19 protein-coding genes are annotated in these 22,427 nt (G+C 66.1%); 15 read left to right on the top strand and 4 right to left on the bottom strand.

Features of this window, described 5'->3' with window-relative positions; genetic code table 11:
• Positions 1–56: 56 nt before the first annotated feature.
• The 6 genes from I8J29_RS24220 (at position 57) to I8J29_RS24195 (ending at position 10,150) form a co-directional block, all read left to right on the top strand.
• A complete protein-coding gene (locus tag I8J29_RS24220) occupies positions 57–1,382 on the top strand; it encodes a glycoside hydrolase family 125 protein (protein ID WP_208850001.1) in 1,326 nt (441 codons plus the stop codon).
• Complete coding sequence (locus I8J29_RS24215) at positions 1,375–4,557, top strand: alpha-amylase family protein (protein ID WP_208850000.1); 3,183 nt, start codon at positions 1,375–1,377, stop codon at positions 4,555–4,557. The genes I8J29_RS24220 and I8J29_RS24215 overlap by 8 nt, the downstream gene beginning before the upstream one ends.
• A complete protein-coding gene (locus I8J29_RS24210) occupies positions 4,544–7,294 on the top strand; it encodes an alpha-mannosidase (RefSeq protein ID WP_208849999.1) in 2,751 nt (916 codons plus the stop codon). Before I8J29_RS24215 ends, I8J29_RS24210 begins: the two co-directional genes overlap by 14 nt.
• Before the next feature lie 295 nt (positions 7,295–7,589).
• Positions 7,590–8,432 carry a DNA-primase RepB domain-containing protein gene (locus tag I8J29_RS24205; protein WP_208849998.1) on the top strand — a complete coding sequence of 281 codons (843 nt, stop codon included), beginning with the start codon at positions 7,590–7,592 and terminating at the stop codon, positions 8,430–8,432.
• Between the two features lie 318 nt (positions 8,433–8,750).
• Entirely contained in the window at positions 8,751–9,134 is a 384-nt protein-coding gene (locus tag I8J29_RS24200; protein WP_208849997.1) for an ArsR/SmtB family transcription factor, read from the top strand.
• Positions 9,135–9,148: 14 nt separating this feature from the next.
• Entirely contained in the window at positions 9,149–10,150 is a 1,002-nt protein-coding gene (locus I8J29_RS24195) for a cation diffusion facilitator family transporter (RefSeq protein WP_208849996.1), read from the top strand.
• Positions 10,151–10,330: 180 nt separating this feature from the next.
• Here the strand turns inward: I8J29_RS24195 and I8J29_RS24190 are convergent, their stop codons facing one another.
• From I8J29_RS24190 to I8J29_RS24180, 3 genes are all read right to left on the bottom strand, one after another.
• Complete coding sequence (locus I8J29_RS24190; protein WP_208850032.1) at positions 10,331–10,798, bottom strand: hypothetical protein; 468 nt, start codon at positions 10,796–10,798, stop codon at positions 10,331–10,333.
• An 8-nt stretch (positions 10,799–10,806) separates the two neighbouring features.
• Entirely contained in the window at positions 10,807–11,598 is a 792-nt protein-coding gene (locus I8J29_RS24185) for a hypothetical protein (protein WP_208849995.1), read from the bottom strand.
• Positions 11,599–11,745: 147 nt separating this feature from the next.
• On the bottom strand, positions 11,746–12,078 hold the full coding sequence (locus I8J29_RS24180) for a YrdB family protein (protein WP_208849994.1): 333 nt from the start codon (positions 12,076–12,078) through the stop codon (positions 11,746–11,748).
• 118 nt (positions 12,079–12,196) lie between these two features.
• Here I8J29_RS24180 and I8J29_RS24175 point away from each other — a divergent pair, with 118 nt between their 5' ends.
• The 6 genes from I8J29_RS24175 (at position 12,197) to I8J29_RS24150 (ending at position 18,858) form a co-directional block, all read left to right on the top strand.
• Positions 12,197–12,526, top strand: a complete 330-nt coding sequence (locus I8J29_RS24175; RefSeq protein WP_208849993.1) for a four-helix bundle copper-binding protein — start codon at positions 12,197–12,199, stop codon at positions 12,524–12,526.
• Positions 12,527–12,834: 308 nt separating this feature from the next.
• A complete protein-coding gene (locus I8J29_RS24170) occupies positions 12,835–14,124 on the top strand; it encodes an ABC transporter substrate-binding protein (RefSeq protein WP_208849992.1) in 1,290 nt (429 codons plus the stop codon).
• A 131-nt stretch (positions 14,125–14,255) separates the two neighbouring features.
• Positions 14,256–16,082: an ABC transporter permease gene (locus tag I8J29_RS24165; RefSeq protein ID WP_208849991.1), complete on the top strand. Its 1,827-nt coding sequence runs from the start codon at positions 14,256–14,258 to the stop codon at positions 16,080–16,082.
• Between the two features lies 1 nt (position 16,083).
• Positions 16,084–17,247: an ABC transporter ATP-binding protein gene (locus I8J29_RS24160; protein ID WP_208849990.1), complete on the top strand. Its 1,164-nt coding sequence runs from the start codon at positions 16,084–16,086 to the stop codon at positions 17,245–17,247.
• On the top strand, positions 17,219–17,977 hold the full coding sequence (locus tag I8J29_RS24155) for a PHP domain-containing protein (protein ID WP_208849989.1): 759 nt from the start codon (positions 17,219–17,221) through the stop codon (positions 17,975–17,977). Before I8J29_RS24160 ends, I8J29_RS24155 begins: the two co-directional genes overlap by 29 nt.
• Positions 17,974–18,858: a MurR/RpiR family transcriptional regulator gene (locus I8J29_RS24150; RefSeq protein WP_338113274.1), complete on the top strand. Its 885-nt coding sequence runs from the start codon at positions 17,974–17,976 to the stop codon at positions 18,856–18,858. The genes I8J29_RS24155 and I8J29_RS24150 overlap by 4 nt, the downstream gene beginning before the upstream one ends.
• A 510-nt stretch (positions 18,859–19,368) precedes the next feature.
• Here I8J29_RS24150 and I8J29_RS24145 read toward each other — a convergent pair.
• Positions 19,369–20,265, bottom strand: coding sequence for a helix-turn-helix domain-containing protein (locus tag I8J29_RS24145; RefSeq protein WP_208849988.1), 897 nt, complete (start codon positions 20,263–20,265; stop codon positions 19,369–19,371).
• Between the two features lie 196 nt (positions 20,266–20,461).
• On the opposite strand from I8J29_RS24145, the gene I8J29_RS24140 reads away from it, so the two are divergent.
• The 3 genes from I8J29_RS24140 to I8J29_RS24130 form a co-directional block, all read left to right on the top strand.
• Positions 20,462–20,782: an SDR family NAD(P)-dependent oxidoreductase gene (locus I8J29_RS24140; RefSeq protein ID WP_208849987.1), complete on the top strand. Its 321-nt coding sequence runs from the start codon at positions 20,462–20,464 to the stop codon at positions 20,780–20,782.
• A gap of 77 nt (positions 20,783–20,859) precedes the next feature.
• Positions 20,860–21,957 carry a mandelate racemase/muconate lactonizing enzyme family protein gene (locus I8J29_RS24135; protein WP_208849986.1) on the top strand — a complete coding sequence of 366 codons (1,098 nt, stop codon included), beginning with the start codon at positions 20,860–20,862 and terminating at the stop codon, positions 21,955–21,957.
• A 10-nt stretch (positions 21,958–21,967) separates the two neighbouring features.
• Positions 21,968–22,427: glycoside hydrolase N-terminal domain-containing protein (locus I8J29_RS24130; protein WP_240546446.1), on the top strand; the 460-nt coding region annotated here is incomplete at its 3' end.

Below are 22,427 nucleotides of genomic sequence, written 5' to 3'. Positions count from 1 at the left end.
TTCGCCTGGCCGCGGCCGTGCCCGCGATCGAGAACTGACAAAGGGGAAAAACGACCATGGAACAATTCAGACTGCCCAAAATCGACATGCCGCATCTCCCGCTGCCGCAGGCGGTGCGGGACGTGCTGGCGGAAGCGGAGACGCGGCTGGCGCACCGGCCGAAGCTGCTGCAGCTGTTCAAGAACTGCTTCCCGAACACGCTCGAGACGACGACGAAGCTGCAGGACGACGGCACGACCTTCGTCATCACGGGCGACATCCCGGCGATGTGGCTGCGCGATTCCGTCGAGCAGGTCATCCACTTCGTGCCGCTGGCCAAGGACGACGCGGACCTGCAGCGCGTCATCGCCGGCTTGATCAAGCTGCACATGCGCTACATCGTCCTCGATCCGTACGCCAACGCGTTCAACGAAATGGCGAACGACTGGCACTGGAACACCGACGACAAGACGGACATGTCGCCGTGGGTCTGGGAGCGCAAGTTCGAGCTCGACTCCATCTGCTTCTCGATGCGCCTCGCGTTCGCGTATTGGAAGGAAACGGGCCGCGCGGACATTTTCGACGCCGACTTCAAGGTCGCGATGCGCGCCGCGGTCGACCTGTGGAAGCGGGAGCAGCACCACTTCGAGCGCTCGCCGTACCGCTTCGAGCGGGATAACGGCATTATGACGGATTCGCTGCAGAACGACGGCCTCGGCATGCCGGTCAACTACACGGGCATGGTCTGGTCGGGCTTCCGGCCGAGCGACGACGCGTGCGACTTCCATTACAACATCCCGGACAACATGTTCGCCGTCGTAACGCTCCGCCAGATGCGCGAGATCGCCGAGTTCGTGTTCCGCGACCTGTCGTTCGAGAAGGAGATGGCCAAGCTCGAGCGGGAAATCGACCACGGCATCCAGCTGTACGGCATCTACCGCCATCCGGAGTTCGGCCCGATCTACGCGTACGAGACCGACGGCTTCGGCAATTACTGCCTGGCGGACGACGCCGGCACGCCGGGCCTCATCTCGATTCCGTACCTCGGCTACGCGGACCTGAACGATCCGGTGTACCAAAACACGCGCCGCTTCGCGCTCAGCTTCGAGAATCCGTTCTACTACGAAGGCACGGCGGCGAAGGGCATCGGCAGCCCGCACACGCCTCCGGGCTACATCTGGCACATGGCGCTGTCGATGCAGGGCTTGACCGCGTCGACGGACGACGAGAAGCTCGCGATGATCGCGGCGCTCGAAGCGACCGACGCCGACACGGGCTTCATGCACGAAGGGTTCCACGCGGACGACCCGGCCGTATTCACGCGCAAATGGTTCGCCTGGTCCAACAGCTTGTTCTCTCAGCTTGTCTATAAAGCGATGAAAGCAGGGCTGCTCGATGCCTAATTCGACGATTGTTTTTCTTGACGGCGCCTTTCCGGGCGCTTCTGCCATTGACGGGGCCTCTCTCGAGCGGCTGCGCGCGGCCGGCGAGGTCTGCGGCGCGGACGAGCTCGCGGCCCGTCTCGAAGGCGCGGAAGGCGGCGTGTTCGTCTCGCTGCACGCGCCTTATTTTCCCGTCGCGGCCTGGGAGGCGCTGGTCGGCTTCCTGAAGCGCGGCGGCGGCCTGATCAGCGCGGGCGGCGCGCCGTTCCGCGTGCCGGTGCGCAAGGAAGCCGGCGCGTGGCTCGCCGGTCCGGAGCAGACGGCGTATCATCGGCAGCTGCGCATCCACGAGATGCTGCCGGTCGCCTCGGCGCCGGTCAAGGCATACGCCGCGTCGGCGGACATTCCGCTGTTCCGCGGCCGGGAAGCGCTGCTCGGCGCGGCGGACACGTGGAACCTCGTGCCGCACGTGACGAAGGCGAGCGACCTGCCGCAGCAGATGGGCTCGGCCGGTCCGATGGACGCGCACATCCACGCGCTGCTGAAGGGCGTCTCGGCCGAAGGCCGCGAGGTGGCGGCGCCGGCGGTGCTGTGGGAGAACACGAAGGGCGACTTCGCCGGCGGCCGCTGGCTGTTCGTGAACCAGCCGCTCGGCGCGGACTTCTTCGCGCGCGGCGGCGCGGACGCGCTGCTCGACTGGGCGGCGTTCTGCGCCGCGGGCGTGACGGAGCTGTGGCTGAAGCCGGGCTACGCGTCGTACGAGCCGCATGAACGGCCGATGCTGACGCTGCAGGCGCAGAAGCTGGGCCGCTCCGGCGCGGACGCCGGTTCGGGCGCGTCCGCCGCGAAGACGCGATGGACGTTCGATATCAAGGTCCGCCGCCGCGGGGACAGCGCGATCGTGTTCACGTACCGCCACGAGGCGGAGGTCGGCGCGGCGCTCGAGATGAAGCGCATCCCGCTGCTCGGCGACGTCCGCCCGGGCTTCTATGAAGTGGACTGCGTCGCGGCGTCGGCGGACGGCGAGACGCGCCTGCTGCGCCAAGGCTTCTGGGGCGCGGACGAGGCGCTGCTGCGCGAGGGCGAGCCGCTGAAGCGCGGCCGCGATTATTTCGAGAAGGACGGCCGGCCGATGCCGGTCGTCGGCATGACCTATATGACGAGCGACGTCGCGCGCAAGTTCCTGTTCCTGCCGAACGCGGCGGTCTGGGACCGCGACATGGCGCAGATGCGCAAGGCCGGCATCAACTGGATCCGCACGGGCGTCTGGACGGCGTACCGCAACATCATGCAGGTGGACGGGCACGCGTCCGAGGAAGTGCTGCGCTCGATCGACGCGTTCTTCCTGACCGCGAAGAAGCACGGGCTGCAGGTGACGTTCACGTTCTTCTCCTTCACGCCGGAGACGTGGGAAGGGGTCAATCCGTACCTCGATCCGCGCAGCGTGGAAGCGCAGAAGCGGTTCATCCGCGCCATCGTCAGCCGCCACCGCGAGACGACGAACGTCGATTGGGACTTGATCAACGAGCCGTCGATGTTCGACCCGCCGCGCATCTTCTCCGACGGGCCGCGCTCGAGCCGCGACCGCTTCGAGCGGGAAGCGTATGCCGCTTGGCTGGCGGAGCGCCACGGCACGGTCGAGGCGCTGCGCGAGCGCTGGGGCATGACCTCGGGCGAGCTGCCGGACTTCGCCGCGGCTGCGGTTCCGGAGCCGGAAGACATCAACTTCGACGTGCAGGACATGCACCAAGGCAAACGGGGCACGCGCTGGCTGGACTACGCGCTGTTCTCGATGGACATGCACAACCGCTGGGCGAAGCAGCTGGTCGGCGCGATCAAGGAAGGCAACCCGTCGCAGCTCGTGACGGTCGGCCAGGACGAAGCGCTCGGCGCGCAGCGGCCGTCGCCGTTCTTCTACGGGGAAGCGGTGGACTACACGACCGTCCATTCCTGGTGGCTGAACGACAACCTGCTCTGGGACGGCATCTTCGCCAAGACGGCGGACAAGCCGAACGTGGTGCAGGAGACGGGCATCATGTACGTCGAGACGCCGGCCGGCTTCGCGAAGCGGTCGGAGGAAGAGCTGCGCGCGATGCTGGAGCGCAAGTACGCCTACGCCTTCGCGGCGGGCGGCGCCGGCGCCGTGCAGTGGATCTGGAACACGAACTTCTACATGGACAACGCCAACGAATCGCATATCGGCGCGCTGCGCGCGGACGGAACGGAGAAGCCGGAGGCGGACGTGTCGTACCGGTTCGGCAGCTTCATGGGCGAGATCCGCGACCTGTTCCGGGAGCGGGCGCTGGAGGACGTCGCCGTCGTGTACCCGTACTCCAACGACTTCTCGAACCGCAAGCTGGCGTTCGACGCGACGACGCGGCTGACGCGCGTGCTGGGCTACGAGCTGAAGGTGCCGTTCCGCGGCGTGTCCGAGTACGATCTGGCCCCGCTGGAGACGGATCCGGCCAAGCTGATCTTCGTGCCGTCGGCGCATAACTTCGCCGACGAGGCGTTCGCGCGGCTGCTCGGCATCGTCGGGTCGACGGGCGCGACGCTGGTATTCACGGGGCCGCTCGGCCTCGACGCGTACTGGCGCGAGACCGAGCGGCTGGCGGACGCGTTCGGCGAGCGCAAGCTCGGCAACGTCGTGCGCGAGGAGCGGCTCGCGATCGGCGAGCGGTCCTATCCGGTCTCGTACGGCCGCCGGCGCATCGCCGAGCTGTTCAAGGAGACCGCCTGCGGCCGCGGCGACGGCCCGGCGGGCGCGGACCGCGTGCTGGAAGCGGCCCATGGCAAGGGGCGGATCGTCTGGAGCCCGCTGCCGCTCGAGCTGAACGAGCGCGACGAGCCGATCGCGGCGCTGTACGCACACGCGCTGGCCGCGTCCGGCGTCCGGCGGGAGCTGGAGTGGGTGAAGGGCGGGGACCTCGCCGGCGTCTACGGCCGGAGCCTCCGTTTCCAAGACGGGGAGCTGTTCGTGTTCGTATCCGAATACGCGCACGACGCGCAGGTCGAAGTGAAATCCGCCGCGACGGGCGCCTCGTATTCGTTCGTGCTGGAGCGGGAGCGCGCGGTGCTGTTCGCCGCCGACCGCGACGGGCGCGTGACGGCGGTGTACCGTCCGGACGAAGTGGACGTGCTGGCGCTGCCGGCGGACTTGGAATCGAAAGGAGACGATCGCCTTGGCGAACGCTGACAATAGAAGAACGGCCCATATCATCTCGCACACGCACTGGGACCGCGAATGGTATTTGCCCTACGAGAAGCACCACGTGCGCCTGATCGCGCTCATGGACACCCTGATGGACACGCTCGAGCGCGACGGCGAGTACCGCAGCTTCTACCTCGACGGACAGACGATCATTCTCGAGGACTACCTGCAGGTACGGCCCGACCGCCGCGAACGGCTGGAGCACTGGATCCGCGAGGGCCGCATTCACATCGGCCCGTGGTACGTGCTGCAGGACGCGTTCCTGACGAGCAGCGAAGCGAACGTGCGGAACCTGCAGATCGGCCACCAGGACGCCGCGCATTACGGCACGATCGCGAAGATCGGGTATTTCCCCGACACGTTCGGCAACATCGGCCAGGCGCCGCAGCTCATGAAGCAGGCCGGCATCGACAACGCGGTGTTCGGCCGCGGCGTCAAGCCGACGGGCTTCAACAACACGGTGTCGGACGCCGCCTACGAATCGTCCTTCTCGGAGCTGATTTGGGAAGGGCCGGACGGCTCGCGCGTGCTCGGCATCCTGTTCGCCAACTGGTACAGCAACGGCAACGAAGTGCCGACGGACGAAGCGGAAGCGAAGGCGTACTGGGACCGCAAGCTGTCCGACGCCGGCAAGTACGCCTCGACGGGCCAGCTGCTGTTCATGAACGGCTGCGACCACCAGCCGATCCAGACGGATCTGCCGGAGGCGATCCGCGTCGCGGGCAAGCTGTATCCGGACACGGACTTCGTGCATTCGAACTTCCCGGACTACCTGGCGTCGCTGAAGGCGTCGCTGGCGGACAAGCAGCTGTCGGTCGTGCGCGGCGAGCTGCGCAGCCAGCGGACGGACGGCTGGTCGACGCTCGTCAACACGGCGTCCGCGCGCGTGTACCTGAAGCAGATGAACCAAGCCGGCCAGACGATCCTCGAGAAGGTCGCCGAGCCGCTCGCGGCGTTCGCGCACGCGGCCGGCAAAGCCCAATACCCGCATCACCTGCTGAAATACGCGTGGAAGACGCTCATGCAGAACCACCCGCACGACAGCATCTGCGGCTGCAGCGTCGACGAAGTGCACCGCGAGATGGTCACGCGGTTCGATAAGAGCCGCCACGTCGCCGAGACGATCGTCGACGACAGCAAGCACGCGCTCGCCGGCGCCGTCGACACGAGCGCGTTCGCGCGGCACGGCCAGAACGCGCTGCCGCTCGTCGTGTTCAACACGACGGGCTGGGCGAAGAGCGGCCCCGTGACGGTCGAGCTCGACGTCGCGCGGGTGTATTACCGCGAAGGCATCGCGCCGAGCGAGATGATTCGCATGATGAAGGAATACCGCATCGGCGAGCGGACGCTCGTGGACGCGGAAGGCAACGCCGCGGCCTATACGATGGAGGACCTCGGCCTGCAGTTCGATTACGACCTGCCGGACGACAAGTTCCGCCAGCCGTACTGGGCGCGCCGCGTGCGGCTGACGTTCGAGGCGGCCGGCGTGCCGGCGCTCGGCCTGAAGACGTACGCCTGGGTGAACGGCGCGGCCGAAGCGGCGCCGGCGCCGTCCCTCGTGGCCGGCCCGCGCGCGCTCGCGAACGCGAACCTGCGCGTCGAGATCGCGGAGGACGGCACGCTCGCGGTGACGGACCTCGCGACCGGCCGCGCATACCGCGACCTGCTCATCTATGAAGACGCCGGCGACATCGGCAACGAATACATGTTCAAGCAGCCGGACGGCGAGCCGGCGCTGACGACGAAAGGGCTCGCGGCGAGCATTCGCGTCGTCGAGGACACGCCGTACCGCGCGGCGTTCGAGATCGTGCACGAATGGGCGATCCCGGCTTCGGCGGACGAGCTGTTCGAGCAGGAGAAGCAGGAAGCCGTCTATTATCCGGAGCGCAAGGCCGGACGGTCGAAGGCGCTCGTGCCGTTCACGATCCGCACCGTCGTCAGCCTGGAGCGTTCCGGCCAAGGCGTCGGCGTCCGCACGACGTTCGACAACCGGGCGAAGGACCACCGCGTGCGCGCGCTGTTCCCGACCGACCTGGCGGCGTCCGTGCACCGGGCCGACGCGATCTTCGAGGTGGCGGTCCGCGACAACGAGCCGGCCGCCGAGTGGGAGAACCCGAGCAACGCGCAGCATCAGCAGGCGTTCGCGGACGTCAGCGACGGCGCGCACGGGCTCACGATCGCGAACAAGGGCTTGAACGAGTACGAGGTGCTGCGCGACGGGCGCAACACGATCTCCGTCACGCTGCTCCGCGCCGTCGCCGAGCTCGGCGACTGGGGCGTCTTCCCGACGCCGGAGGCGCAATGCCTCGGCGAGCACGCGACCGAGCTGCTGATCCTGCCGCATAGCGGCGACGGCGCGGCGGCGGGCGCGTTCGCGGCCGCGTACCAGTTCCAGACGCCGTGGACGGCCGTGCAGACCGGCGTGCACGACGGCGCGCTCGCGCCGGAGCACGCGTTCCTGGCGTGGGACGGCGAAGGCGTCGCGTTCTCCTCGGCGAAGATCGCCGAGGAAGGCGACCTCATGCTGCGCTGGTTCAACATGCGTCCGGAAGCGGCGGCGCTGCGCGTGCGGCCGAACGTCGGCCCGGTCGGCGCGGCGTACGCGAGCGACGTGCTCGAGCGCGCCGGCGAGCGGCTCGCGGCATCGGACGCGAACGGGGCGTTCGCGGCGGACCTCGGGCCGTGCGAGATTTACACGGCGGGCCTCACGATCGCGCCGTAAGCGGGCGGCGCGAGCCGTTAACGGCATGAAGTATAAACGACAATAAGGGATGGATCGGCCTGCGGCCGGTCCATCCCTTTTTTGCGTCCCGCGCGCCGCGCCGCGGGAAACCGAACCCGGCCGCGCGAACCTACGCCGCGCGGACCGGCGCCTCGCGGCGCCGCGGGGCTTGGCGGGCTGCCGTTCCGCCCGCGCCACCGGTACGGGCGACCACACGCGCGGCGGCCCCGCGGAATAAGATTGGTTAAGCCACAATCGACGCGTGACGTCAGCCTACACAGAGGGATGTGATACCGTGGAGCAGCGCTTGAGCCTGCATGCCGCCCGCATGCGGCTGCGTTCCCGCCAATTCCGGCAGTATATCAAGAAGCTCGGGTGCAAACGAAACCAAACCTTGCATTTCACGCTCGTCCACGATACGATGTCGCGCAAGCCCGCGCCCACCTCGCAGAGCAAGGCGCGGGCGATGACGCTGCACAAGCCGATGAAGCGGCTGGAGCGCCGGCTGTCGCAGGTCACGCTGTACACCCGCGCGAAGCGCAGCGTGCCGCTGCTGCAAATGAACAAGGAAGGCTACGCGGTGTTCATGACCGTCAATTACCGGGAACGGGACCGGGGCGACTTCCAGGGGGTCCGCGCCCATTTCATCGACGTCGATCTCAACAAGCTCGTCGAGACGTACCGGACGGGCGAGGAGGCGGAGCGCCGCATGCAGGAGCTGCAGGCCGATTCCGCGGAGCAGATCGAATCGGTGACCGTGACGCGCACATCGCAGGAGCGTTACGTGCTGGTCGCCCTGCGGGGCAAACGGCGCGTGCGCCAGCTGAAACGGCGCTTTCTCGCCAAACACCGGGAGCGCATCCGCGGCGCGATGATCGTCGAGACGAAGAACGGCTTCCACGTGTACTGGGCCATCCGCGGCGGGAAGCTCGGCCGGTTCGTGGCCATCCAGCGGGCGCTCGCCCGCAAGTTCAATTCCGATCCCAAAATCACGGACCTCGCCCGCGTCATGCGCGTGCCCGGCTTCCATCACCGGAAAAACCCGGCCAGCCCGTACCTCGTCCGCGTGAAGCGCTGGGGACGGAAGCGGCCGTATACGCAGGCCGAGCTGATCCGGAAGCTGTCCTTAACCCTTTAAGCCGCCGCAGGCCGGGCCCCCGCGGCCCGTTATCCTGGGCGGACAGCGGCGACCATTCTACCGCGGAGAGAAGCCCGGCCACGGGCCAGCACAGGCCCGGCCACAGGCGGCCCGGTTTCTCTCCGTGTACCGTTTGCGCGGATTCGCGGTACATGCAAGCGCGCGTTCATCGTTCGGGCCGCGGAACGGATGCGCGGGACGGAATAACGGCCGGCGAAATGGCAAATGCTTGAATGCTGGGCCTTCCCTATGCTACACTCAATATATGAATACTTGCTCATATATTAATCATAATAATTACGATTCGGGGTGGCGGCGATGGAAGACCTGATTACGGCGGAAGCGAAGGATAAGGAGTGCTGCGACGTCACGATCATTCACGACGACGTGGTCGCGGAAGCGGCCAAGATCCAGCTGGGCCACGACATGGTGCAGCGGATGGCGAATTTCTATCAGGCGCTGGGCGATCCGACGCGGCTGCGCATCGTGCATACGCTGATCCACGCGGAGATGTGCGTCTGCGACCTGGCCGCCGTGCTGGAGATGACGCAATCCTCGATCTCGCATCAGCTGCGCTATCTGAAGAACCTCGCGCTCATCAAGCGGCGCAAGGTCGGCCGCCAAGTCTATTACAGCATCGACGACGAGCACGTGCTGACGCTGTTCGAGACCGGGCTCGCGCACGCGGCGCATCAAGCCTAAAGGAGAATCCGCAGATGAGCCACAGTCATCACCATGCCCACGGGCACGGCCATAGCCACGGCCACGGCGACGTCTTTCACTCGCATGCGCCGATCGGCAAAATGAAACAGGCGTTCTTCCTCAGCTTCATCATCCTCGCGGTGGAGGTCGTCGGGGGCTTGATCTCGCACAGCCTGGCGCTGCTGTCGGACGCTGGCCACGTCCTGACCGACATCGCGGCGATCGGCCTGTCCTGGTACGCGATGAAGCAGTCGCTCAAGGCGCCGTCCGAGGGCTACACGTTCGGCTACCATCGCTCCGGCATTCTCGCGGCGTTCATCAACGCGGTCTCGCTCATCCTGATCGCGTTCGTCATTCTGTGGGAGGCGATCCAACGGTTCCAGTCCCCGCAGGAAGTCGGCAGCACGTGGATGTTCATCGGCGCGGGCGTCGGGCTCGTCATGAACCTGTACCTCGGGCTCGGCCTCAGCAAGGAGGACAACGTCAACGTCAAGAGCGCGGTGCTTCACATGCTCGGCGACGCGGCGGCTTCGGCGGGAGTCATCGTGGGCGGGATCATCATCCACTTTACGGGGTGGTACGTCGTCGACCCGATCCTGAGCGTCCTGATCGCGTTCTTGATCGCCTACGGCGCGATCGGCCTCGTCCGCGACACGATCCGCATCCTCATGGAGGCGACGCCCAAGGACGTCGATCTGAAGAAGGTGGCGGAGGCGATTCAAGGCGTGGAGGGCGTCCGCGGCGTGCACGACCTGCACGTGTGGAGCATCACGAGCGGCAAAAACGCGCTCTGCTGCCACGTTACGCTGGACGGCACGGCCACGATCGGCGGCAGCCAGGCGATGCTGCGGGAAATCGAGCACCGGCTGCTGCATCTCGGCATCGGCCACTGCACGGTGCAGATGGAGGACGACGGGCATCCGCACGCCAAGACGATGCTGTGCGACGGCTCGGAGCCGGCGCACGACCATCATCATGCCCGCGTTGCCGAGACCGCTCACGGTCACGCGCATTAAGCGCCGGGGGCTGCGGCGAAAGGCGTACGGGGCAGGTTCCGCGCAAGCTTGACTAAGGAATCAGGCGCTATGGAGGCAGGACATCTCAACACGGTTGGGGTGTCCTTTTTCTGTATGTAAGCGGGAAGGCAATCTAAGTGTAGGCGCGCTAGGGGGAGGGAGATAGCGGGAACGGCGCGTTCATGCCTGGGATTGGACTCTTGCCAATCCGAAAGCAAAATGGTGCCACAGGATATGCTCCACCAGATCGCCTTGATCTTCCGGGCACTCCACGATCAGGATGACCTCGGAATTCTTCCCGCGCAGCAGGCGCTGCTTTTTCTTGACGACTTTATAGTAAAACCAGTCGATCAGAAACCCTAACAGGAACCCGCCCGCGGTCCCGATCAGTCCCCAGTAGATGGGACCCCACGCCAGCCGGAAGCCTACGCTCGCTCCGACCACGGCGAAGGCGGTTCCTAACGCGGCCCCGGTACTGAGCAGCGAAATGCCGTCTTCGTTGTGCGTGCTGTCGAACAATCTGCGTTCCGATTTGCGATTCGTCAGCGGCACCGCAAAGATCCGTTCCTTGTTCACGCCGTTATTCTCCAGCGAGCTGATCGCCAGCTCCAGGCTTGCCGAATGCTCGAAGGTCGAGAAGATTTGCAGCATGTCGATTAATTCACCACGTTTCCTTTCTTGATCTTGAAGCCCGGCGATTGAAACTTTTTTTTGAGAAACGATTGCTGCTCCCATTCGAACAGCTTGTTGTTCTCGACGGTGTTGATATACGAATCGTACACGGCAAACCCCCACATGGACGGCATATAGAGCAGCCATTGTTCATCGAGCGCGGCCGTAGCGGCATGAATCTCTCCGAGGAAGAGCAAATGGACGGCGACGAGCGTCTTCGACATGTATAAGAAAATAATGGTCCACACCAGCGAAAAAAAGGCGGTCAGCAAGCGGTGGATATGCAGCTGCCCGAGCCCGGGCATAAACAGCGACCACAGCACCGACATGAACGGCGTGCGCTTGTCCAAGTAATTGATTTCCAGCGCTCCGATGACGAAGGAATTGACGGGGGCGTCTTCACGTTCGGCGAGCAACGACACTTTGTTCATATCCATGCAGGTGCGGTAACTGTCCCAGATGCTGAATAGATAAACCGGAATATACATCAACATCCACCGCGGTTCCAAGGTTTGCTTCGCCAGTTCGATGTCGCCGCAAAAGGATTGAACCATGGCCAGGTTGATTTTGGCGTTGTAATTGACCACGACCTCCCACATGAACAGCACCAAGCCGCGCAAATATTTGCTTAAGATCAGGTGGCCGAAGCCGGGGAAAGCCGCCGACCACCAGGCGATGATGTACGGGTTCCGCAAGTGGATCTGGGTCGTGCCGGCGATGCTGACATGCGCCTTATAGCGGCGGAATTTATTTTCGAGATTCCGGTAGTTATCCATAACGGTTACGTCCCTCGCGGCGGATATTGGCAAGCTTAGCGTTCCGCAACTTATGGGAATTATTCCATATCGGGTTCCGGCGGTTCCGACGGGCTTGTGGCCAGGGACGACAAAAAAAACGACCGCGCATGCAGCCGTTTCGGTTCGCTATCCTTTTTTGAGTTTGTGCGAGAGCACGACCTCGACGATCGCGACGAGCAGGAACAGCGTCGCGAGCTTCCGCTGTCCCGATCCGTGCAGCACGGCGGCCGCCGCGGCGAAGACGAGCAGCTGCAGCGCGAAGCGGACGAGCGGCCGGACGGGGACGCGCGCCTTCGGCGCGACGAACGTGCCCCAGAAGACGGCGACCAGCACCGGAGACCCGATGCCCGCCAGCGTCCGGACCCACGTCTCGGCGCCCTTCAGATGGAAGCCCCAGTAGCAGAACGCCGCGAGGGCGCACAGCTCCAGCGCGAAAAAAATCAGATCGACCAGCAGCATGCCATGTCCTCCTTGGAAGGTGGGGTTCTTGCAAACCGGACGCGCTTCAGCCGCTTCAATCGGCTCCGGCGGGGTAATAAAGCAATGAAAAACGAACCGCCGAAGGAGGGCTTCCGCCATGTCACGGGAACAAATCGAACAATGCATCGCGCAATGCCTGGCCTGCATGCAGGCGTGCAACCACTGCTTCGACGCCTGTCTGCGCGAGGAGGAGGCGCCGATGATGGCCGACTGCATCCGCCATAACCGCGAATGCGCCGATCTGTGCGCCTTCGCTGCGCAGGCGCTGGACCGGGGCAGCTCGTACGCGCGGGCGCTCTGCCGGCTGTGCGCCGACGCCTGCGAGGCGTGCGGCGAGACGTGCCTGAAGCACGCGAGCGAGCACTGCCGCCTCTGCGCCGAGGCGTGCTTCGCCTGCGCGAAGGCGTGCCGCGGCATGGCCGCTTGAAGGCGCTGACCGGCGGCCGGGCGCGAGGCGCGGCCGCTACCAGTGTATGACGGGACATCCCCTCGGGATGTCCTTTTTTTTCGCGCGGGACGGCCTCCTCTACGATACCAGTCATTTGTGTACGCAGCGTGAACGCGGGCATGCCGGCAGAAATAAATTAAAATTACCATTTGAAATAAATAAATAGTTTTTTACCAAATATCCATGTGACGGTAACATGTCGCTGACAATTCGGGCCTATAGTTCAGGGAGAGAAGACAACCATACGAGATGCGGCCGCGCATCGGCCCATCGCCTAGGAGGATATCATGAAACGGTTCAATCGGCTCCATCCCCGCAAGCCCGCGCAAGCCGCGCTCGTCTTCGCATCCGCCGCCTTGTTGCTGACGGCCTGCGGCCAGAACGGCGGCGCCAACGGCGCGAATCATGCCGCGAACAACGCCGCGAACGCCGATACGTCCGCGAACGCGAACGGCCAAGCGTCCGGCGGGAACGGCGGCAGTGACGCGGCCGCGAACGGCGGCGCAAGCGGCAACGCGGCTGCCGGCAGCGCCGGCGCGGCCGAGGATTCGCCGGACGCGCTGTACGCGAAAGCGAAGGAAGAGGGCAAGGTCATCGTCTATTCCACGTCCGGACGCGCCAACGACGCCGCGGAGACGTTCATGAAGCAGTACCCGGGCGTCAAGGTCGAGGTGAGCAAGGTCAAGTCCGACGAAATGATGGACAAGGTCATGAAGGAGCAGGATGCCGGCCAATTCAATCCCGACGTCATCATCACGAAGGAAGTGAGCGGGGCGGTCGAGGAGGAGATGGTGAAGCCGGGCCGCTACGTCAAATATCTGCCGGCGGACATCGCGCCGAAGGTCGACGAGCCGTACCGCACGCAGGCGGAAGGCTACGCCGACTACGTGGAGTTCCGGACGATCTTCTATAACGCCTCGCATTACGCGCAAGCGCCGGTGACCAACTGGTGGGACCTGACGACGCCCCAATTCAAAGGCAAGGTCTACACCGCGGATCCGCTCAGCTCGCCGGCGTTCATGGACCTGTTCACGACGATGGTCAACAACAGCGACGACATGGCGGCGGCGTACAAGGAGAAGTTCGGCAAGGACATCGAGCTGCACGGCACGGAGAACGCCGGCTACGAATACATCCGGGAGCTGTTCGACAACGGCCTGATCGTCCTGAAGGGCAGCGACGACGTCCTCGACGCCATCGGCAAAGCGGACAGCGACGCGGTCGGCCTCGCGGTATCGGGCGACGTCTCGAAGAACGAGGAGAACGGCTGGACGATCCAGCCGATCTACGACATCAAGCCGAAGACGGCCGTGCCGGATTCGGGCTACTTCTTCCTGGCGAACAAGGCCCCGCACGAGGCGGCCGGGAAGCTGTTCCTCCGCTGGATGATGGGCGAGACGGACGGCAAGGGCGCCGGGCTCGATCCGTTCAACGAGGTCGGCTCGTGGGTGCCGCGCTCCGACGTGCAGACGAAGAACGATAGGCCGTACGAGCAGCTGAACCTGTGGGCCTTCGACGGCGAAGCGCTCTACAATGCCGCGCCGAAGGTGCGCGATTTCTGGATCAAGCAGAAGTAACGAGCAAGAGCATCGAGCAGAAGCAACGAGCAGAAATAACGAGCAGAAGCAACAAGCAGAAGCAACGAACAGATAACGAGCAGAAGCAACGAGTAACGAGCAAAAAGTAACCGGCAGAGGTGGAGAGAGCATTGGCGAACAAACCGGCGCCGGCCGGATACCGGTGGCGCCCGCTGAACCGGGCGCTCGATTGGCTGCGGCATCCCGTCCACGCGATCGGGACGGCCGCCCTTCTCTTTTTGGCCTATACGGTCGTCTGGCCCGTCCTGCGCATCGCCAGCACGACCTTCGTCTGGCGGCAGCAGGACGTCCGCCTGACGGCTGCGGCGAACCCGGGGCATTTCACGCTGTACCATTGGACCCGCGTGCTGGCCAGCGACATGAGCGCGTCGCTCTTCTATAAGCCGATCCTGAACTCGCTCGCCGTCGGCGCGGCCGTATCCGCGCTCTCGCTGGCGCTCGGCTGCGGGCTCGCCTGGCTCGTAACGCGGACGGACATGCCTCTCAAGCGGACGATTTCGTTCCTCGCGGTCATTCCGTACCTGCTGCCGGCCTGGATTCTGTCGCAGGCGTGGTTGACGTTCTTCAAGAACGGCAAGATCGGCGGGACGCCCGGCATTCTGCAGTCATTGCTGCACGTCTCGCCGCCGGACTGGCTGTCGTACGGCTTCGTGCCCATCGTCGTCTCGCTGTCGCTCCACGACAGCGTCTTCTTCTTCCTGATCGTCGGCGCCGCGCTGAACGCGATGAACGGCCAGCTCGAGGAGGCGGCGAGCGTGGCGGGAGCGAGGCGGCTGACCGTGCTGCGGCGGATCGTCCTGCCGCTCGTGCTGCCGTCGATCCTGTCGGGGTTCATCCTGATCTTCACGAAGGCGATCGGCGCGTACGGGGTGCCGGCGCTGCTCGGCACGCCCGTCGATTTCTACATGATCTCGACCATGCTCTACTCCAGCATGCGCTCGCGGCTGACGACCGAGGCCAACGTGCTCAGCCTGACGCTGATGCTCATCTCGATGCTGGCGATCTATCTCAATCAGCGGGCGGTCGGGCGGCGGCGCAGCTTCGTCACGGTGACGGGGAAAGGCGCCGCGCGCACGCTGACGCCGCTCGGCGCCTGGCGGAAGCCGGCCGCGGCGGCGGCGGGACTGGCCATGGCGGCGGTCGCCGCCGTGCCGCTGCTCGTGCTGCTCGCGCAGTCCTTCATGCTGAAGGAGGGCCACTACGGCCTCGGCAACTTCACGGCGCATTACTGGTGGGGCGGCTCCGACCCGGATATCAACACCGGGGAGAAGGGCGTCATGCGGAACCCGATTTTCCTGCTGGCGCTTCGCAATTCGCTCTACATCGCCGGCGCCGCGTCGGTCATCGCGGCGGTCGCGGGGCTCGTCCTCGGCTACGTCGCGGCGCGCGGCCGGCACACCTGGCTCGGCCGGGCCGTCGACCAGGCGTCGTTCCTGCCGTATCTCATCCCGGGCATCTCGCTCGCGGCGATCTACATCTCGATGTTCGCCAAGCCCACGCTGTTCATTCCGGCGCTGTACGGGACGATCTCGCTGCTCGTGCTGATCACCGTCGTGAAGGAGCTGCCGTTCACCGTCAAGGCGGGCGGCGCCGCGATGATGCAGATCGGGGTGGAGCTCGAAGAGGCCGCGCAGATCGGCGGGGCGTCGTGGTTCATGCGGTTCCGGCGCATCCTGCTGCCGCTGACCCGCAAGAGCCTCGTGTCCACGTTCCTGCTCGTGTTCATCGGCGCGATGAAGGAGATGGAGCTGATCATCATGCTCGTGACGCCGCGGACCGAGACGCTGACGACGCTCACCTTCTACTATGCCGAGAAGGGCTACGAGCAGCTGACCAACGTCATTCTGATGATCATCATCGCGATCGTCATCGCGGTCTACGCGATCGCGGTCAAGTTCGGCAAGGCGGATCTGACGCAAGGAATAGGAGGTTCGTGACATGGCGGCCATCGAATTGACGGACATCCACGTGCGCCTGCAGCGCAAGCAGGTGCTGAGCGGCATCGACCTGACGATCGAGCCGGGCGATTTCATCACCTTCCTCGGCCCGTCCGGCTGCGGCAAAACGACGCTGCTGCGCACCATCGCCGGCCTGCAGCGGGCGGATGCCGGCACGATCGCGATCGGCGGCCGGGAGGTGGCGAACGGCGCGACGGCCTTCCATCTGGAGCCGTCGAAGCGCGGACTCAGCCTGGTGTTCCAGAGCTATGCGCTGTGGCCGCACATGACCGTGTTCGACAACGTCGCGTTCGGCCTGCAGGTGCGCCGGCTCGGCAAGGCGGAGATCAAGCGGAGCGTGCGGGCCGCGCTGGACGACATGCGCATCGCGGAGCTCGCGGACCGCTACCCGGGCGAGCTGTCCGGCGGGCAGCAGCAGCGCGTGGCGATCGCCCGCGCCATCGTGACGCGGCCGGACATCCTGCTGCTCGACGAGCCGCTCTCCAACCTCGACGCGAAGCTGCGCGTGGAGATGCGCGCCGAGCTGAAGCGGCTCCATCAGGAGCTGAACACCACGATTGTCTACGTGACGCACGACCAGCAGGAGGCGCTGTCGCTGTCGACGCGGGTCGCCGTGTTCTTCGGCGGGCGCATCGTGCAGACGGACAAGCCGCGGGAGCTGTACCGGCATCCGCGCACGCTGGAGGTGGCGGACTTCCTCGGCAGCGCGGGGCTGCGCCTGAACCGGCTCGACGGCGTCATCGCGCGCGAAGGCGGCCAAGCCTGGCTGAAGACGCCGGTCGCGGCGATCCCGCTCGCGCAGCGCGGTCTCGAGGACCGCAAGGAGGCGATCGTGACGATCAAGCCGGAAGACGTCCGGCTGCACGGCCGGCCGGGCGAAGGCCGCATGGCGGCGCGGGTGGAAGCGGCGTTCCCGTCCGGCGCGGAGACGCTCGTGCAGCTCCGCGCGGGCGAAGCGTCCCTGACGGCGCGCGTCATGGGCGACGCGGAGTACGAGCCCGGCGACGAGCTGTACGCGGACCTGCGAAGGTCCAACTTGAATTTCTACGACAAACGGACCGGCATGCGCCTCGCGCATGTCGCGCCGATTCCGAACCCGATGGAGGAACCGCAACATGAAGATCGACTTTCACATTCACGTTAAGCTGTCCAAGAAAACGAATTTCGAGCGCGAGCATTTCGAAAGCATGGTCCGCGAGGCGCGGGCGCAGGGGTTGGACGCGATCACGCTGACGGAGCATTTCAACACGCACCGGTTCGCGGACGTGTACGGCACGCTGGACGGCCTTTACCCGTGCAACGATCACTATTACAATGTGGAGGGCTTCCGCATTTTCACGGGCATGGAGGTCGACGTCGCCGAAGGCGGCCATATTCTGGTCAGCGGGCCGAAGGGCAAGCTGCTGGAAATCCGCGAAGCGCTGGAGCCGCATACGGCGCCGGGCGGCTTCATCGGCCTCGGGCGGCTGTTCGAGCTGTGCGAGCCGCGGGGCATGCTGGTCATCGGCGGCCATCCGTTCCGCGCTTCGAACCCGCTGCATCCTATCGGCCGGGACCTGCTGCGGCGGTTCGACGCGTTCGACCTGAACGGCAAGGATCTCCACGAGATCGGCATCCAGGAGAACATCGCGAAGGTGCTGACGCTCGGCGAGGAGCTGGGCGTGCCGGTCGTCGCGGGCAGCGACGCGCACCAGCTGTTCCAGGTCGGCTGCGTGCACAACGAGTTCGCCGGGACGTTCGAGACCGTGGCGGAGCTGAAGGCCGCCATCCGGGCGGGCGCGTACAAGCGCGTCATCTCGCCTTCGCTCGACCTGCAGGTGCGGGCGGCGAACACGGTCAAGAAGCTGCTGAAGAACAAGAAGGAAGTCGTGTGACCGGCCGCCGCGAAGCGGACGGGGACCGGAAGGGGAATGCGAGGGTGGAGACGTTGTTCGCGGACAAGAAATTCACGCGGGGCCATCAGCGGCTCGCCGATTATATCAGCAAGCACATGGACGGCATTCCGTTCATGGTCGAGGATGATCTCGCGCAGGCGTGCCAGGTCAGCATCTCGACCGTGTCGCGGTTCTGGGCGGAGATCGGCTGCCGGAACATGAAGGAGTTCAAGCAGCGGGTGAAGGACGAGGTGCTGCTGTCGCCGTCCCGCAAGCTGCAGTCGGCCTTCGACAAGGCCGGCGGCGGCCACGGCGCCGGGGCGAACGTGCTGGCGACGGCGGATTACCTGCGGCAGACGGCGGACCGGCTGGACCAGGCGGCGTTCGACGAAGCGGTCGGCCTGCTCGGCGGCGCGGGCTGCGTCCATCTCTACGGGCCGGGGTCGGCGGAGAGCCTGGCGGCGCTCCTGGACTTCCGGCTGACCCGGTTCGGCGTGCAGGTCCGGCGGCTCGACCGCGGCGGCCACGAGCTGTTCGACCGGCTGCTGCACGTCAAGCCGGCGGACGTCATCGTCGTCTTCGGCTTCGTCTCCGAATCGCCGGAGATGGCGGTGCTGTTCGATTTCGCGAAGGAGCGGGGTTGCAGGACGCTGCTCGTGACCGATCTCGTCGTGAGCGCCATGCCGGAGAAAGCGGACGTCATGCTGTACACGGCCCGGGGCGAGCTGTGGGAGTTCCACTCCATGGTCGCGCCGGTCGCGATGATCGAGGCGCTCGTCGCCGCCGTCGGCAAGCGGCGGGAGGACGAAGCGCTGCGCGGCGGCGAGGAGCTGCATCGGCTGCGGCGGCAGTACCAGAAGTGGCTGCCGAAGAAGCCGTAGCCGCCGGGCTCGGCTTGATTGGAAGGGAAAGGTTGTTCAAGGCCGACTGCGGCTTTGAGCGGCCTTTTTTTGCGTTTGGAGCGGGGAGGCGCGGTGCGGGCGCGCGGCCGGCGCGAGGGGCCGGGACGGCCGCGGGCGGCGTCAACGGACGCCGCGGGTTGGCCACGGGTTGGCCGCCGGCCTCCGCGCGCCGAATGTCACGTCTCCCCGCCCCGCGCCTCCGGGCCGTCCGCGCGCCGACCGTCACGGCTCCCCGCTCCGCACCTCCGGGCCGTCCGCGCCGACCGCTACGGCTCCCCGCCCCGCGTCTCCGGGCCGTCCGCGCGTTCTCGGCGCCCTACTCGTGCCTTCGGACCGTCCGCGCGCCGACCGTCACGGCTCCCCGCTCCGCGCCTCCAGGCCGTCCGCGCGCCGAATGTCACGGCTCCCCGCCCCGCGCCTCCGGGCCGCCCGCGCGCCGACCGTCACGGCTCCCCGCTCCGTGCCTCCGGGCCGTCCGCGCCTCGTGCGTCACGGCCCCCCGCCGGGAGTCTCCGGGCCGTCCGCGCGTTCCCGGCGCGGGTTGAGCCGGTACTGCTTCGGGCTGACGCCGTAGTAGGCGCTGAAGTGGCGGGTGAACGGGTGAATCGACGGATAGCCGAGCCGTTCGGCGATCGCCGTGATGCTGAGGTCGCTCTCCTGCAGCAGGTGCAGGGCGCGCCGCATCCACAGCCGATGCTGGTACGCCTTCGGCGTCATGCCCGTTTCGCGCAGGAACAGCTCGTGGAAGTACGTCCGCTTGAGGCCGCAGAGCGTCCACCACTGCTCCACCGTTTCGCGGCGCTCGGGGTTCGTCTCCAGCTGCTCCAGCAGGCGGACGATCCGGTAATCCCGGGGGCGGCGCGCATGGACGGCGTTGTGCCAGCTGAGCATCCACGCGTACAGCAGGCTGTTGACCGTCTCGGCGCGGTAGAAGCTCAGCTCGTTGTACAGCTTCACGATATGCAGGAACGCGTCGTACAGCTGCGGATGCGGCTGCAGCGAGAACACGCCGGGCAAGCCGCCGAGCTCCGCGCACGGCTCCGCGGCCGACTGCTCGGGCAGCCGGAACGGTTGGGGCGCGTAGATGAACGTCCGGTGCGTCGACACCGGGGCGCGGTCGTTCCACAGGTCGCAGTACAGGTTGTGTGAAGCTAGCGGATGCGACGGCGAGATATGGAACGCGTGCGGCTGACCGGGGCGCAGGAAGACGAGCGTGCGATTGCCGATGGGATAGCGGACGCCGTCGATCTCCATCTCCCCCGGTCCGTCCGTGAAGAGATGGAACGCGTAGACGCTGCAGACGCGCAGCCCTTCGTTGGAGCTGCCGTCGTAGAGGTAGGGCATGGAATCGCCGACATGGGGCGTCAGCTCCGCCAACGTTTTCATAAACAGGCTCCTTCGGCGCATGGCATAGGTGGCGAACGATCCGATTAGCGGATGAATCGTCAACTTTTTGGATCGGCGTGCAAATACGGCCGCTACCGCCCATGATACGATAAACGGACAAGGAAAAAAAGCGCGCCGCGGGCCTTCCCGGCGCCATTGGAGGACGGCGGACGCGCGGCGAAAGAAGGGGATGGCCATGCGGTTCGCGGGCCAATTCGCGATCGTGACCGGCGGAGGCTACGGCATCGGCGAGACCGCCGCGATGCGCTTCGCCGGGGAAGGCGCGTCCGCCGTCGCCGCGGACGGGAACGAAGCCGGCGGCGAGCGCGCGGCGGAGCGGATCAATGCGCAACTGCCGGTGGCGGCGGACGGACGTCCGCGGGCCATCGCGGCGCGCGCGGACGTCTCGCGTGAGGACGACGTCGAGCGGCCAGCCGGCGTTCGTAACCGGCGTCGCGCTGCCCGTCGAAGACGGCGCTTCTTTAGGCGATTGACGATTCGCGCGCTTAACCGTTAACGGCCTGTATTCCCCCGCGAGAGCGGCTGGCCGGATCATTTCCCCCATTACACGCATGCGAAAAAGGAGAATCCTTCATGATCATTACCAAAGTCGAAACGTTCGTGCTGCACGTGCCGATCACGCCGCCGATTACCGACGCCATCAACGTCGCCACCCACTGGGGGCTGTCCGGCGTGCGGATCCACACCGACGAAGGCATTACGGGCTGCGGCTACACGGGCACGTGCGCGCAGGGCGACGAGATGATCGTCGACACGATCGACCGCTACTACGCGCCGGAGCTGATCGGCAAGGATCCGTTCATGGTCAAGGAGCTGTGGGACGCGATGCGCTTCGGCAAAATGCACTGGATCGGCCGCGCCGGCGTGACGCACATGGCGCTCGCCGCCGTGGACGTCGCGCTCTGGGACATCATGGCGAAGGCCGCGAACAAGCCGCTCTGGCAGTACCTCGGCGGCCATAAGAGCAAGGGCATCAAGGCGTACAACACGAACGGCGGCTGGCTGAACTGGTCGAAGGACCGCCTGCTAAAGGACGTCGCCGAGATCGTCGAGCAGGGCTTCGCCGGGGTCAAGATCAAGGTCGGCAAGCCGGATCCGCGCGAGGACTACGATCGCGTCAAGGCAGTGCGCCAGGCGATCGGCGAGGACCCGATCTTCATGATCGACGTCAACCAGCAGTGGAACGTGAATACGGCGATGACGTGGGGCAAGCGGCTGGAGGAGTTCAACCTGTTCTGGCTCGAGGAGCCGCTGAACCCGGACGACATCATGGGCCACAAGAAGCTGGCCGACGCGCTGAACGTGCCGATCGCGCTTGGCGAGCACGTGTACACGAAGTACGCGTTCCGCGATTACATCCACAACGGCGCGCTGGAGTACTGCCAGGTCGACGTGACGCGCGTCGCGGGCGTGACCGAATGGCTGCAGGTCGCGGGCCTCGCCGCCGCGTACGACGTGCCGGTCTGCCCGCACGTCGGCGACATGGGCCAGATTCACCAGCATCTCGTGGCGGCGACGCCGGGCGCGTTCATGCTGGAGTACATCCCGTGGATCCGGCATATTTTCGAGGAGCCGGCGACGGTCAAGAACGGCCTGTACGTGCTGCCGGAGCGGCCGGGCGCGTCCACGGACATCATTCCCCGCTATTTCGACGAATACCGGGTGAAATAAGAGGAGCGATATGATGAGCGACAAGATGAGCGGGATGAGGCTTCGGTACGACGGGCCGGCGGACGGCTGGAAGCAGGGGCTGCCGCTCGGCAACGGCCGGCTCGGCGCGGTGGCGTACGGGGGACATGAACGCGAGACGTGGTGCGTGACGGAGATCACGTACTGGTCGGGACGGAGCGAGCCGTCGCCGACCCCTTCGCGCGGACGGGCGGACCTCGACGCGATGCGCGAGCGGTTCTTCGCGGGCGACTACGCCGGCGGCGAGGAGATGGCGAGCCGGCTGCTGCAGGCCGAGAAGGGCAACTTCGGCACGAACCTGTCGCTGTGCGACGTGCGGCTGAGCTTCGGCGCCGGTGCGAATGCGGCCGGCGGCGCGGGCGCCGGGGGCGCGGACGATGGCGGCTCGGCTCTCGGGAGCGCGGGCGGCGCGGCAAGAGCAGGCGGCGCGCAAGCGGACGCCGTCGGCGGCA

The sequence above is a fragment of the Paenibacillus artemisiicola genome (assembly GCF_017652985.1).
GTDB classification, from domain to species: Bacteria; Bacillota; Bacilli; order Paenibacillales; family Paenibacillaceae; genus Paenibacillus_Z; species Paenibacillus_Z artemisiicola.
Note: the sequence above shows the minus strand (reverse complement) of the source record. Positions and strands in the feature narration are given on the sequence as shown.